The organism is Roseateles sp. GW821-FHT09H11, from assembly GCF_059415845.1.
The window spans coordinates 717,009-730,719 of record NZ_JBWKOA010000002.1; the positions used below are offsets into that span (position 1 = coordinate 717,009).

Annotated in this window: 9 protein-coding genes; 5 read left to right on the plus strand and 4 right to left on the minus strand. The window is 68.6% G+C overall.

Features of this window, described 5'->3' with window-relative positions:
• Positions 1-7: 7 nt before the first annotated feature.
• Both AC07PR_RS10365 and AC07PR_RS10370 read right to left on the minus strand, forming a co-directional pair.
• A complete protein-coding gene (locus tag AC07PR_RS10365) occupies positions 8-3,601 on the minus strand; it encodes an alpha-1,6-glucosidase domain-containing protein (protein WP_495135223.1) in 3,594 nt (1,197 codons plus the stop codon).
• Positions 3,602-3,879: 278 nt separating this feature from the next.
• The gene (locus tag AC07PR_RS10370) at positions 3,880-4,482 is read right to left on the minus strand and encodes a cysteine dioxygenase family protein (RefSeq protein WP_495135224.1); all 603 of its coding nucleotides are present in this window, start codon (positions 4,480-4,482) and stop codon (positions 3,880-3,882) included.
• Between the two features lie 154 nt (positions 4,483-4,636).
• On the opposite strand from AC07PR_RS10370, the gene AC07PR_RS10375 reads away from it, so the two are divergent.
• The gene (locus AC07PR_RS10375) at positions 4,637-5,722 is read left to right on the plus strand and encodes an LLM class flavin-dependent oxidoreductase (RefSeq protein ID WP_495135225.1); all 1,086 of its coding nucleotides are present in this window, start codon (positions 4,637-4,639) and stop codon (positions 5,720-5,722) included.
• Between the two features lie 37 nt (positions 5,723-5,759).
• On the plus strand, positions 5,760-6,716 hold the full coding sequence (locus AC07PR_RS10380; RefSeq protein ID WP_495135226.1) for an ABC transporter substrate-binding protein: 957 nt from the start codon (positions 5,760-5,762) through the stop codon (positions 6,714-6,716).
• A 12-nt stretch (positions 6,717-6,728) separates the two neighbouring features.
• On the opposite strand, the gene AC07PR_RS10385 is transcribed toward AC07PR_RS10380, so the two are convergent.
• Positions 6,729-6,938 (minus strand): hypothetical protein, encoded by a 210-nt coding sequence (locus AC07PR_RS10385; protein WP_495135227.1) that lies wholly within the window; start codon positions 6,936-6,938, stop codon positions 6,729-6,731.
• 104 nt (positions 6,939-7,042) lie between these two features.
• On the opposite strand from AC07PR_RS10385, the gene AC07PR_RS10390 reads away from it, so the two are divergent.
• Positions 7,043-7,378, plus strand: coding sequence for a hypothetical protein (locus tag AC07PR_RS10390; protein WP_495135228.1), 336 nt, complete (start codon positions 7,043-7,045; stop codon positions 7,376-7,378).
• A gap of 29 nt (positions 7,379-7,407) precedes the next feature.
• Here AC07PR_RS10390 and AC07PR_RS10395 read toward each other — a convergent pair whose 3' ends face one another.
• A complete protein-coding gene (locus tag AC07PR_RS10395; RefSeq protein WP_495135229.1) occupies positions 7,408-9,561 on the minus strand; it encodes a TonB-dependent siderophore receptor in 2,154 nt (717 codons plus the stop codon).
• A 405-nt stretch (positions 9,562-9,966) separates the two neighbouring features.
• On the opposite strand from AC07PR_RS10395, the gene AC07PR_RS10400 reads away from it, so the two are divergent.
• Together AC07PR_RS10400 and AC07PR_RS10405 are read left to right on the plus strand one after the other, a co-directional pair.
• Positions 9,967-12,150 carry a TonB-dependent receptor gene (locus AC07PR_RS10400; protein WP_495135309.1) on the plus strand — a complete coding sequence of 728 codons (2,184 nt, stop codon included), beginning with the start codon at positions 9,967-9,969 and terminating at the stop codon, positions 12,148-12,150.
• Between the two features lie 130 nt (positions 12,151-12,280).
• Positions 12,281-13,702, plus strand: coding sequence for a tetratricopeptide repeat protein (locus AC07PR_RS10405; protein WP_495135230.1), 1,422 nt, complete (start codon positions 12,281-12,283; stop codon positions 13,700-13,702).
• Positions 13,703-13,711: the final 9 nt, after the last annotated feature.

Here is a 13,711-nt window from a genome sequence, read left to right on the forward strand (position 1 = left end):
TCGCCTTTCAATGGGAAGCGGAGGAGGGCGCCACGAACACGACCGCCGTGCGCGCCGGCACGTTGAAGCGGCCGGTGGTCCGGTCGAAGCTGGCCTGGCGGGCACGCGAATCGGCGGCCGTAGGCGCCGTGTGGACCGGATGCAGCGCCAGCGCATGTCCCGCGAGCGCCGGCAGCGTCAGTTCCTTGGCCGTCTTGTCGACGTTGATCAGGTAGACCAGCTCGTCGAAGTTGGCGCCGGGATAGCCCATGCCATCGAGCTTGCCGACCAGCACCGTCGCCTCCTGCGACGAGCCCGTGTTCAGGAACGTGAGCCGCGCCTTGATGTCCTCGGCCGTGCGCAGCCGCAGCAGCGTCGAGCTCTTGCGGATGCGCAGCAGGTCGCGGAAGGCGTCGCGCGTCCATGCGATGTCCGCCGCGGCCGGCTTGATCAGCGGGTTCGCCAGCAGCGGCTTCGCATACGGCCAGTTGTCCGCGTTGTCGCGCGACGGCGGCAGGCCGACGCCGAAGTTGTTGTCCGCGTAGGTCCAGTCCAGGCGGTTGAACCAGTCGCCGCTGTCGTAGCTGTTCCGGTCCAGCGACTTGCTGCGCAGCGTGTCCGTGCCCGCATGGAAGTACGCCACGCCCTGGCTGAATGCGTTGATCGCGCTGGCCAGGATCTGCACCCGGGCGCGGTCCTCGCGGCTCGTGCCGACCGGCAGCCGGAACGCGTTGTTGTCGAACAGCGTCAGGTTGTCGTGGTTCTCCACGTAGTTGACGACCTCGCCCGGCTCCAGCACCCAGCCCGCCGGAATGCCGCCGACGTCGATCTGCTCCAGCCGAAGCGTGGCGTCCCAGCTCGTCTGCATCTGGAAGCTGCGGATCGAGCCCGCCAGCGCCGCGCGGATGCGGTCCGCCTGCCACATCAGTTCCCCGCGGGTCTGGCCGCCGTTGTGGCCGTTGCCGTCGTAGAAGAAGCCGTTCACGTAACCCTGGCTGGCGAGCAGCGCCTCGCCCGAATCGCAGCAGCCGCCGCCGCGCACCGCGTCGCGGATCAGCGGGTTGAAGCTGCCGATGCCCGAGCCGTTCAGCGACAGCATCTCCGCCTGCACGAAGCGCGCGCCGTTGGCGACCTCGCCGAAGTTCCAGCCCTCGCCGACGATCTGCACCTCGCGACCGGCGGCCTGCTTCACGCGCGCCTTCAGCGCCTCCATGACCGCGCGCGGATGGTGGCCCATGATGTCGAAGCGCAGCGAGCTGATGCGGTAGTCCCGCGTCCATGTGACCGCCGAATCGATCATCAGCTTGGCCATCATGAGGTTCTCGGAGGCCGTGTTCTCGCAGCAGGTCGATCGCTCGATGCCGCCGGCCGCGTTGTAGCGGAAGTAGTAGTTGGGCACGACCTTGTCGAGCACCGAGGTGGCGTTCTGCCCCGACGAGGTGGTGTGGTTGTAGACCAGGTCCATGCCCACGCGCAGGCCGGCGGCGTTGAGCGCCTGCACCATGCGGCGGAACTCGACGACACGCGCGAGCGGATCGTTCGCGTTGCTCGAGTAGCTGCCCTCCGGCGTCGAGAAGTGCTGCGGGTCGTAGCCCCAGTTGAAGCAGTCGGTGCCGGCCGTGGCGGCGACGGCGGCCTGCTGCGTCTCGCCGTCCGGCGCGCCGGCGGGCGAGGGCGTGACGCAGCCCTTCTCGTTGACGGTGGCGAAGTCGAACACCGGCAGCAGGTGCACATCGGTCAGCCCCGCGGCGGCGAGGGCGCTCAGGTGGCGCATGCCGTTGGAGCCGCTCTCGGCGAAGGCCAGGTACTTGCCGCGCCGGGCGGCGGGCACGGTGGCGTCGTTGATCGAGAAGTCGCGCACGTGCAGCTCGTAGATGCTCAGGTCCGACGGCGCGGAGACGGTGGCCGGCGGCGCACCGGCGTCCCAGCCCGCGGGCTTGGTCGACCCGGACTGCAGGTCCATCACCACGCTCTGCTGGCCGCCGAGCGTCACGCCCAGCGAGTAGGGATCGGCGACCAGGTTGCGCACCAGTCCCACACCCTTCACGAAGACCTGCACCTGGTAGCGGTAGGTGGCGCCCTGCAGGCTGCCCGCCTTGGTGAGGCGCCAGACGCCGGTCGCGGCGTCGCGCGTCATGGGCTCGGTGGTGGTGCGCGTGAGCGTCGAGCCGGCGATCGGCGTGGTCAGCACCAGGGCCACGTCTTGCGCGGTCGGCGCCCACAGCTTGAAGCTGGTCGAGCCGTTGGCCACGACGGCGCCGAGGTCCGGCACGTCGGCGGCGGCCGCGTAGAGGTCGTCGAGCGCGCCGGCGATCTGCGCGGTCGTTGCGTTCTGGACGCGGCCGTCCGCATCCTCCTGCACGAGCACGAGTTGCCGCTGATGCAGCGACGGCAGCCGCGCGACATCGGCCGCGCGGACGGCGAAGACCGCGCCGCTGGCCACGTACTTGAAGCGTTGCGCATCGGCCGGCGGCACGGTGCCGGTGAAGGCATCGAGCGTGATGAAGCCGTCGGCGCCGCTCACCGGCGCGTTGGCGGCGACGCTGATCTGTCCCGTCGCCGAGTGGTACAGGCGCACGGCGCCCGAGGCGCTGATGCGCGGCCATTTCACGAGCGTCTTGTTGAGCCACACGGCGCGCGCGTCGGTGCTGGACACCTGGCGCAGGTCCGGCGTCGCGGTGTAGACCGTCGCATCGCGCTCCACCAGCCACACCTGGCCGACCTGGTTCTGGATCGTCAGCGCGGAGAACTCGACGCGGATGTTGTTGTCACGGCCGTCCTTGTCGTTCTCGTTCGGCGGCATGCCGTGGACGATGAATTCCAGTCCTTTGCGGCTCGCGTCGCCTTGGGGATTGAGCACCGGGATGTCGAAGACGATCTCGTCGCTGCCGGCCGAGTAACCCGGCATGGCGCTGAAGGCGACGGGCTGGTTCCAGTTGTCGATGGTGACGCCGCCGGGCAGCGCCGCCACGTTGAGGCCGCTGCCGTTCCACAGGTGCAGGCCCCAGGCGCTGTAGGCGCCGTCGAAGCGCTTGTAGTGCACGCGCACCGTCGTGATGTCGGGCGTGGCCAGCAGCAGCGGATTGCTCGGGTAGTTGGTGCTGTCGCCCTGCAGGCGCCAGACCTCGTTGGCGCCGGCCTGCAGCACCAGGCTCTGGTCGGCGCCGCCGTTGTCCTTGTTGTCGCCGTTGTGGAAGAGGAAGCCGACGGTGCCGCTCGTGGCGGCCAGGGGCACGTCGTAGTAGACGCCGAAGTCGTCGCTGCCCGCGGCGTTCCAGCCTTCATTCCAGTTGGGGCCCTGCGCGGCGCCCCAGGTGTGGATCTGCCAGCCGGCGTGGTTGCCGTCGGCGCGCCGGTAGTGGACGCGCAGCGAGGTCGCCGGGGTGTCAGGTGTTGCCGCCGCGGCCGCCCGCGCGCGCGACGAGGTGGGTGACTCGGGAACGCCCGCGATCAACGCGACGCCGTTCTCGTCGACCACCGCCGCGCCGGTGCCGGCCACCTTCTGCTGCGCGAGCCCGGCCTCGCCGCCGCCGCATGCCGACAGCAGCCCGCACAAGCCGATCGTCAAGGCGCCCACCACCCGTCGCGCCGTGCGCGACCAACCGTCAGCCCATGCCTGCATGTCCAGCCCTCCTCAAAGGTGGCTGGATGCTAAGGAAGTAAAACTACATCACAAGACGGTGGAATCCCGAAGTCGGATTACATGTCGATGGTTCATGGGACAGGCAGGAGGCAGGCGGGAGACAGGGTTTGGGCGTCCCGCCAGGGCCGCCGGACGAGGCTTGATGTAGTTTTGCTTCATCGAGAGGGCGCTCCCTCGCCCGCTTGCGGGAGAGGGTGAGGGTGAGGGCCAGCGGACGCGGCAGTCATCCGGCGCCTCCCGGCGCCCCCCGGCGCCCCTCACGTCAACGCCGAGTACCCCGACACGAATCGATGCGGCGTGCCATCGGCGTCGTAGGTCGACCGCTCGATGCGGCCGATGTCGGCGCCATAGACGTGGATGCTGATCGAGACCTGACCCTCGATCGCGTTGTGCACGCGGTGGATGTCGCCCAGGCGCGGCGAGACGGCCTCGACCTGACCCGGTGACAAGCGCACCGGCGGGCCGTCCGGCACCAGCTCGTGCGGGCCGGTGAAGCGGTAGCCCTGCGAGTCCTCCGCGCCGCGCAGCATGCCGATCAGGCCCCACACGGTGTGATCGTGGATCGGCGTGGCCTGGCCCGGTCCCCAGACGAAGGACACGATGGAGAAGCGCCCCTGCGGGTCGACGTGCAGCGGGTACTGGCGGTAGCGATCGGCGCCCGGCCGCGCGTGGGTTGGCGGCAGCCAGTCGTCGCGCGCGACGAGCTCGGCGAGCAACGGGCGCAGCGACGTGAGCAGCTCCGGCTCGCGCAGGCCCTGATCGAGCAGATCCCCGGTGCGATCGATGAAGCGGGCCAGTGGCGCCGGCACGGTGAATTCCGCGGACGCAGCCTCGCGCGCCTCGACCTCGAGCTCTGGCATGTCGATTCCCCTCATGTGCCGGACCCAGTGTGGACAAGGCCCTGACCGCTGTGAATCCTGCATTCCGAGCATGGAAAGTCGGATTCGTTCTTTGCGGACAAGCGCGCCGGTCTCTACGTTTCGGTCCTGTCCGACCCACGCAGAGGCCACCAGCATGAGCATCCAATTCATGGGCATGATCCAGTCGCAGAAGACCTCCGAGATCCACCCGGCCAGCGGCCCGGTCGTCGATCCGGACTACGTGGCCGCCTTTGCCCAGGCGCACGAGGCGGCCGGATTCGACCGCATCCTGGTGCCGCACCATTCGACCGGGCCCAGCGCGCAGCTGACGATCGCCCACGCCGCGGCGCACACCTCGCGCATCGGCTTCCTGCTGGCGCACCGGCCCGGCTTCGTCGCGCCGACGCTCGCGGCGCGGGAGCTCGCGACGCTGGACCAGTTCACCGGCGGACGTCTCGCGGTGCATGTGATCTCCGGCGGCTCCGACGCCGAGCAGCGCCGCGACGGCGACTACCTCGACCACGACCAGCGTTACGAGCGGACCGACGAATACGTCGGCCTGCTGCGGCAGCTCTGGACCAGCGACCAGCCCTTCGACCACGAAGGCACGCACTACCGCTTCGACGGCGGCTTCAGCGAGGTCAAGCCGCGCCAGCAGCCGCACATCCCGGTGTTCTTCGGCGGCGCGTCCGACGCGGCGTTGCCGGTGGCCGGCAAGCATGCGGACGTCTACGCGCTGTGGGGCGAATCGCTGGAGCAGACCGCCGAGCTGACGCGGCGCGTGCGCGCGGAGGCGGCGCGGCATGGGCGCAGCATCGGGTTCTCGGTCTCCTTCCGACCGATCCTCGCGGACACCGAAGAGGCCGCCTGGGCTCGTGCCGAGCGCATCCTGGAGGACACGCGCCGCCTGCGTGTGGCGGCGGGCTACAGCCGCGGCGGCCCGCAGCAGAGCGAGGGCGCGCGACGCCTGCTGGCGGCGGCGGAGAAGGGCAGCCGCGTCGACAAGCGGCTGTGGACCGAGATCGCGCGCGAGACCGGCGCGCGCCACAACAGCACCGCGCTGGTCGGCACGCCGGAGCAGGTGGCCGAGGCGCTGCTCGACTACTACGACCTCGGCGTCACAACTTTCCTGATCCGCGGCTTCGATCCGCTGGAAGACGCGATCGACTACGGCCGCGAGTTGATCCCGCGCACGCGGGCGTTGGTCGAGCAGCGGCTGGCGCAGCGGCAAGCCGCTTGAGCCGGATCGCCTTCTCCCTCTCAGTTTCGAGGACCGCATGAGTTCCCATTCCAACGACTTCTCGCGCCGTCGAGCGCTCACCGGTGGTGCCGCGCTCGCGGCATTGGCCGCGATTCCGTATGCGCGCTCCGTGCGCGCGCAAGGCCGCGTGGTGGTGAAGGCCGGCGACCAGAAGGGCAACCTGCGCGCGCTGCTGGAAGCGGCGGACGAACTGCGCCAGTTGCCCTACGACATCCAATGGAGCGAGTTCCCCGCCGCCGCGCCGCTGGCCGAGGCGCTCAACGCGGAGGCCGTCGACTTCGGACCGATCGGCGATGCGCCGCTGCTGTTCGCGATCGCCGCCGGCACACGCATCAAGGCCTTCGCCGTGAACCGCTCCGATGCCTACGGCACGGCGGTGCTCGTGCGGCCGGACTCGCCGTTCAAGACGGCTGCGGACCTCAAGGGCAAGTCGATCGGGACGAACCGCGGTTCGATCGGGCACTTCATCGCGCTGAAGGCGCTGGCATCGGCGGGCTTGAAGCCGGACGACGCGCAGGTCCGCTTCCTGCCGCCGGCGGAGGCCAAGCTCGCATTGACGCAAGGCTCGCTCGACGCGTGGGCGACGTGGGAGCCGTACACCGCGCTGGCGGAAACGGCCGGCCATGCGCGCGTGCTGGTCAGCGGGCGAGGGCAGTGGTCGGGGCTGAGCTTCCTGGCGGCGACCGACAAGGCGCTGGCGACCAAGCGCGAAGCGCTGGCGGACCTGGCCCAACGCGTGAAGCGCGCGCAGGCCTGGTCCTACCAGCACGTGCCGGAGTTCTCCGCGGCCCTGGCGCGCATCATTGGCATCCCCGTCGAAGCCGCGCGCCTGCAGTTCGAGCGTCGCGCCACGCGCTGGATCGCGCTCGACGACCAGGTGCTCGCCGATCAACAGCGCAGCGCGGACTTCTATCTGCAGGTGGGTCTGCTCAAACAGCGTTTGGACGTGCGGCCGACCATCACGCTGGTCTGACCGCGACACGCGTCAGAAGGACTTGTTGTCCGGCGTCTGCGCGCGGGGCTTGGCCCGGCCGTGCCAGGCCAGCGCGGCGCTGCAGGCGAGCAGCAGCGCCGACCCCAGGAAGTTGCCCAATGCTTCTTCCGGCTGCGACGGCTGGAGTTCCCACCCCACCTGCGCATTCCATACCGCGATCGCCGCCATGACCACCGCCGCCAGCCCGTGCGTGACTCGCATCCCGACCCCTCGTTCTTGTCCGGCGATCGTATCGGGAAATGTTCGGTAGCGAACATAGGGAGTGGCACGGGTGCGTCGCGGTTCCCTGGATACGATGAGCGACCATGCGCTCCAGCGTCCCCATCCAGATTTCGCGGTTCGTTGACGAACACTTCCCGGGCTTTGTCGAGTGCGTGCTGGTCGACGCATTCGGGAAGTCCCACGTCTTCATCGAGAAGGTGCCCGTCGTCACGACGGAAGCCCTTCTGTCGACGAGCAGTTACCCGCGCCCGGGCTCCATCGATTGCGAAGTCGTCGCTGAATGGACCGACGACAGCGGGCGGGCGCTGATGCGGGTCAATACCGAACGACCGTGGGGCGTCGAGTCCACGGAGGGCCTGACGGAATTCGCCGTGGCGTTGCTGACTCCCTCTCCCGCTTGCGGGAGAGGGCAGGGGTGAGGGCCAGCAGCCTCACGCAAGAACCGACCTCAAAGCTCGATCTTCGCGTTCACCCCCAGCGTCCGCGGCGCTCCCACGAACGTGTAGCCCGACGCCAGGAACCCCCAGTAGTTGCGGTTGAACACGTTGTCCACGCCCGCGCGCAGCGTCACCGGGTGATGCGCAACGTTCGTCTGGTAGCTCACGCCCAGGTTCACCAGCGAGTAGCTCGGCAGCCGGTACTTGTTGTTGGCGTCTGCGGTGAGGCCATCGAAGTAATGGACTTCGGCGTTGGCGCTCAAGCCCTCAACACCTGGCACCTTCTGAGTGACGCCGACTGACGCCTGCCACTTCGGGATGCCCTCCAGACGGTTGCCTTCCAGGCTCGGATCGGTCCGGCGATAGGTGCCGGTCGTGTACGCGGCGCTGGCGGTCAGGCGCGTGCCCGTGTCCACATTGACATAGCCGTTCAGCTCCGCCCCCCGCAGCCGCACCTGGCCGTTGGAGACGTAGTAGTTCTGCGCGTTCGCGTACTCCGCGCCGCGGTCGATCTCGAACAGCGCGCCCGTCACGCCCCAGCCGCGGCCATCGTGCTTGGCGCCGACCTCGTACTGCTTGCTCTTCAGCGGCGCGAGCACCTCGTCGGCGTTCGCGTAGGTCGTGCCCACCGTGCTGCCTTGCTCGAGCGCCTCCACGTAGCTCGCGTACACCAGCGTGTCCGCGCGCGGACGAAACATCACCGCCACCGTCGGCGTGACCGGCGTCTTCCTGTACTGGTTGGTGACCGCGCCGGCAGTGTTGTACGAGGTCTGGTTGTAGTCCGAGTAGCGCAGACCCAGCAGCACCGACCACTGGTCTGAGAACGCCACCGTGTCGCTCGCGAAGACCGCCTTCTGCGCCGAGTGGTAGTTGTGATACTGCAGCGAGTCGTCGTAGCTGCCGTTCCACGGCAGCGGCGTGATGGGCTGGTAGAGGTTCTCGTCGCCGATCGGCGTGTACAGCGACTTCGGCACCGTCTGCTTGTTCAATCCCTGCCACGCCAGACCCGCCGTCACCTGATGCTGGAGGCCGGCCGTCGAGAAGCTGCCTTCGATCAGCGCCTGCGCCTGCTCGTAGGTCGCCGCGCCTTGCGCCTTGTTCAGGTAGACCGTGTAGTCGCCGGCCTCGTTGAGCAGGCCCATCCATTGGCCCGAGTAGCGGCGGCGGTCCTGGCTGCGGCTGACGTCCAGCTTCGCGGTCCAGGTGGGATCGATCTTCCACTGCAGGCCTGTGGACACGAAGAACACGTTGGAGTTGAAGAAGGTCGTGTCATGTGCGTTGAGGTCCTTGCGGCCGCTCGGCGCCTTCGGGATCTGTGTGCCGGTGAAGTCGTCGAGGAAGAAGTCCTGCACGCCGCCCTGGACGCGTCGCGACTGGTAGATCGCGTCCGCGGTCCAGGTCAGCGACGAGGTGAGCCGCGTGTCCACCGACACCGAGCCCGAGTTGCGCTGCACATGCGCGCCGTTGTAGGTCTCGCCCTGCTCATGCGTGAGGTTCAGGCGGTAGCCGTAGCGATCGTCGGCGCCGACGCGGCCGCCCGCGTCGACGTGCTCGCTGAAGACGCCGTCGGAGCGATAGCCCACGTCGAAGCTCAGCAGCGGCTTGTCGGTCGGCTTCTTGGTGACGAAGTTGATGATCCCGCCCGGCGCGCCGAAGCCGTACATGAAACCGGACGAGCCCTTGAGCAGCTGCACCGATTCGAAGGTCTCGATCGGCAACTCGACGGTGGTCATGAAGAACGGCAGGCCGTTGATCTTGTAGCCGTTGTAATCGTCCAGCGGAATGCCGCGCACGTTGATCGAGTACGCGTTGAACGAATAGGTGTCGCCCAGCGACATCACCGATGCGTCGTTGGCGAACACCTTGCCGAGCGACTTCACCTGGCGGGCGTCGAGGTCCTCCGCATCGACCTGGCGGGTGGAGAAGGGCGTCTCCAGTTCAGACCTGGCACCGAGCGCGCCGGCGCCGAGCGAGCGCTCGCGCGTTCGCGAGCCCTGCACGGTCACGGTGGACAGGGCCGTGCTGGCGGCGGTGGTGGGGCCAGCGGCTTCGGATGCGTTCTGGCCGCCCGTTGCGGCATCGGCGTTGGACTGGGCCGAGGCGTTGCCGACCGCACCGAACGAGCCGGCGACCAGCGTGGCGACAGCCAGGGAAACTGCTTTCAAATGGGTGTGCATTATTCTTTGGCGTTAATAAGACGTGAATATGTGCGATTACTGCAAAATGCTTTGCGGCTCACGTTTCACTCTATTCAGGCGCCTGGAAATGCAGAGAAACCTTTCGGCGTATCGATATTCGAATGCGGTGTCCCGATGTGCGCTAGTCCAGGGGAAAACGAGCCGCAGAGCGCCCGAGGCGGCCGCTTGTGCGCATATCGATGCGCCGATTCCTTCGTCGCACGGAATCCGCGCGATTCCTAAAGTCGCCGCTGGCCCGGAAATACAACGGCCACCTTCGGCGCCCGCCACGGACGTGCACGGGACCCGCCGAGGTCAGATCAACAAATGACGAAGATCGGGATCGGTATGCGAGTGGGTATGCGAGTGGGTGTTCGAAGTGAATTGAAAGCGGTGTCCGCGGCCGTGCTGGCCGTGCTGGGCACCTCGGCGATGGCGCAAGGCGCGCCTGCGACGGCCGCTTCAACGGCGACGCTGGACCGCGTCGAGGTGACCGCGCAACGGCGCGTCGAATCGGCGCAGGAGGTCGGCGTGGCGGTGAGCGTGCTGTCCGGCGACGAACTGCGCGCCAAGGGCATCACCAGCGTCAACAAGCTGCAGAACGAAGTGCCGAGCCTGGAGATCGAGCCCGCCTTCGGCAGCGGCCAGCCGCAGTTCCGCATCCGCGGCATCGGCTTCCAGGACTACGGCAGCAACAACTCGTCGCCGGTCGGCGTCTACCTGGACGAGGTGTCCTTCGCCTTCCCGGTGCAGACGCAGGGCCTGCTCTTCGACCTCGAACGCGTCGAGGTGCTGCGCGGACCGCAGGGCACGCTCTACGGCAAGAACACGACCGGCGGCGCGATCAACTTCGTGTCCAAGGCGCCGACGAAGCAGACCGAGTTCGGCGGATCCATCGGCATCGGCTCCTACGGCGCGAAGACGGCGCAGGGTTTCGTCTCCGGCGCGCTCAGCGACACGGTGCGCGGCCGGCTCTCCGCCGCCACCGAGCAGGACGGCGGCTGGCAACGCAACCGGACCACCGGCGAGAAGCTCGGCGACAAGAACATCAGCGCGCTGCGCGGCCAGCTCGAGTGGGACGTGACCCGCGACCTCACCGCGAAGCTCAGCGTCAACCACAACGTCGACAAGTCCGATGTCCAGGGGCTCTACCTCTTCACCGCGCGGCCGAGCTACGGCTTCGCCGCCGATACGAGCCGCCGGTCGACCGGCTGGGGCTTCGCGAGCGACTTCGCCGCGCTGGTCGGCGAATCGGCCGACGCGAAGCCGCACAAGGACAACAGCGCCACCAACGTCGCGCTGACGCTGAACTGGGACCTGGGCGCCACGCAGCTGACGAGCATCACCGCGCACCAGCGCTTTGACCGCAAGGAACTCGCGGACTGGGACGGTACCGAGGTCAACCATTCGGACGTGTTCTGGAAGGACAAGGCCACCACGCTGAGCCAGGAGTTGCGGCTCGCCTCGAAAGGCACGGGCAGCTTCAACTGGGTCGGCGGCGTGTATGCGTCGCGCGAAAAACTCAGCGAGGACTGGACCACCGACTTCCGCCGCGACTACGGCCTGATCACGCGCACACGCTACGACCAGACCGGTCGCACCTGGGCCGTGTTCGGGCAGGTCGACCAGGCGCTGAGCCGCGACCTGAAGCTGGTCGTCGGCCTGCGTCAGGAGCACGAGAAGCGCGCCATCGACGACTTCAGCACCAACACGACGCCGGTCGTCCCGGGCCTTGGCGTCAACGGCGCGGCGCAGTCGCTGTCGAAGAACAACACCTCGGGCAAGCTGGCGCTGGAGTACACGCCGGCGGCGGGACAGCTGCTGTACGGGTCGATCAGCCGCGGCGTGAAGTCCGGCGGCATCACCGCGCACAACACCTTCAACACGCTGGCGCTGGCGCCATTCCAGCCCGAGAAGCTGCTGGCCTTCGAGCTCGGCTACAAGGCCGACCTGAGCCGCAGCCTGCGCGTCAACACGGCGATCTTCCATTACGACTATCGCGACCAGCAGTTCCAGGACGTGACGACGACCGCCACCGGCGCGCTGGTCGGGAAGATCATCAACATCGACAAGTCCAAGGTCGACGGCGGCGAGGTCGAGCTGCAATGGCGCCCGCTGGCCGGCCTGACGATCGGGCAGGCGCTGGGCTACAAGCGCGCGAAGTTCGACCGCTTCAACTCGCCGCTGCTGGGCGACCTGTCCGGGCGCGATCAGTTCCTGCCCAAGGTCAGCTACGGCGGCAACATCGCGTATGCCTGGACGGCGGCCAGCCTCGACTGGCGTGTGGCGGCCGATTACAGCTATCACGCAAAGTACCCGTCCTGGCTGAACCTGCTCAACGTCGACGGCGGCAAGACCTACGACATCCCGAGCTACTGGCTCGCCAACGCGCGGGTGGAGGTGGCGCCGGTCAGCTCGCCGTGGTCGGTGCAGCTCGGCGTGCAGAACCTGTTCAACAAGCAGTACGACCTGACGCGCAACTTCTTCGGCAACCGGCCAAGCACGCAGGATGATCTGAACGTCGCTGCCGCAGGCGCGCCGAGGACGGCGACACTGACCCTGAGCTACAACTACTGAGCCGCGGCCCCGATTCGGGCGCGGCGCGTCGTTGCAAATCCTCGCCATAGCGCTCGCTGCTATGGCTCCGGTTTGCGCCTAGCTCCGCACCCGAATCGGGGCCGCGGAAGTTGCTCAGGGAAGGACTGTCATGTTGCTGAACGACGAGTTGGGAAATCCGTTCCGCGCCGCGTCCTCGGATGCGCGTGCGGGGATCAACGATTTCATCGGCGGTCTGCTCGCGTACGAGACGCGCGCGGAAGGCATCCTGGCCGCCGCGCAGGCGCATCCGGATGCCGTGCTGGCGCAGGTCTACGCCGGCTGGTTGTGGATGTTCCTGGAGTCGCCGCAGGGGCCGCCGCAAGCGCGGCCCTTCCTCGAAGCCGCGGAGCGGGCGCTGCGCGACCAGCCGCCCGTCGCCGCCAGCGGCTCGCCGGACGAGCGCGCGGCGGCGGAACGGGAAGCGCGCCATGTCCAGCTGCTGGCGCATTGGGTGGACGGCGACGCGCCCGCCGCGCAACGCGAGGCCGACGCGTTGATCGAGCACTTCCCGCGTGATCTGCTCGTGGTGAAGCTGCGGCAGTACTTCGCGTTCAACCGCGGCGACTCGCCCGCGATGCTGCGCGCGATCCTGCGCGTGCTGCCGCTGCACGCCGAGAACGCCTATGCCCATGGCATGGCCGCCTTCGCGTATGAGCAGTGCCACCTGCTGGAAGAGGCTGAGGCGGCGGCGCGTCGCGCGCTGGCGCTCAGCGCGAACGAGCGCGAACCCTGGGCGCAGCACGCGCTCGCGCACGTGCTGCTGACGCAGGGCCGGGTCGAGGAGGGCACCCGCCTGCTCGAAGGCTGGCGCTCGGGCTGGACCGGCTTGAACTCGTTCATGTCGACGCATCTGGCCTGGCACCTGGCGCTGTTCTATCTCGCGCGCGGACGCGACGCCGAGGCGCTTGCGCTGTACGACGGCGCGGTGTGGGGCGTGTCGCGGAGCTACTCGCAGGATCAGGCCGGCGCGGTGCAGTTGCTGGCGCGCCTGGAATGGTGCGGCGTGGAGGTTGGCGATCGATGGTCGGAACTGGCCGGCTTCATCGCCGAACGCGGCATCGACACGGTGGAGCCGTTCCTCACGCTGCTTTATCTCTACGGCCTCGCGCGTGCCGAGCGGCCCGAAGCGGAGGCGCTGCTGGCGGCCGTGCGCGAGGCCGATCAAGGCCGACGCGACGTGTGGTCCGACATCGTCTGGCCCGCTGCCGTCGGACTGGTCGCGCATGCGCGCGGCGAGCCGGAACGGGCCTGGCATCCGTTGAGCCAGGCGCTGCCCGGCCTGGTGCACATCGGCGGCAGCCATGCGCAGCGGGATCTCTTCGCGCTGCTGCACGTCGACGCGGCCGCGCATGCCGGCGCGCTGGTCGATGCGCAGCAGGCGCTGGAGTCGCGGCGCCGCGTCGATCCGGACGAGGTGGCGGTCAACCGCCGGCTGGCCGACGTCTATCGACAGCTCGACCTGCCCACGCTGGCGGATGAGGCACGACGGCGCGTGGCGCGCGTGACGGCGGAATCGGGATGGCGCGCATGACGATGGGAG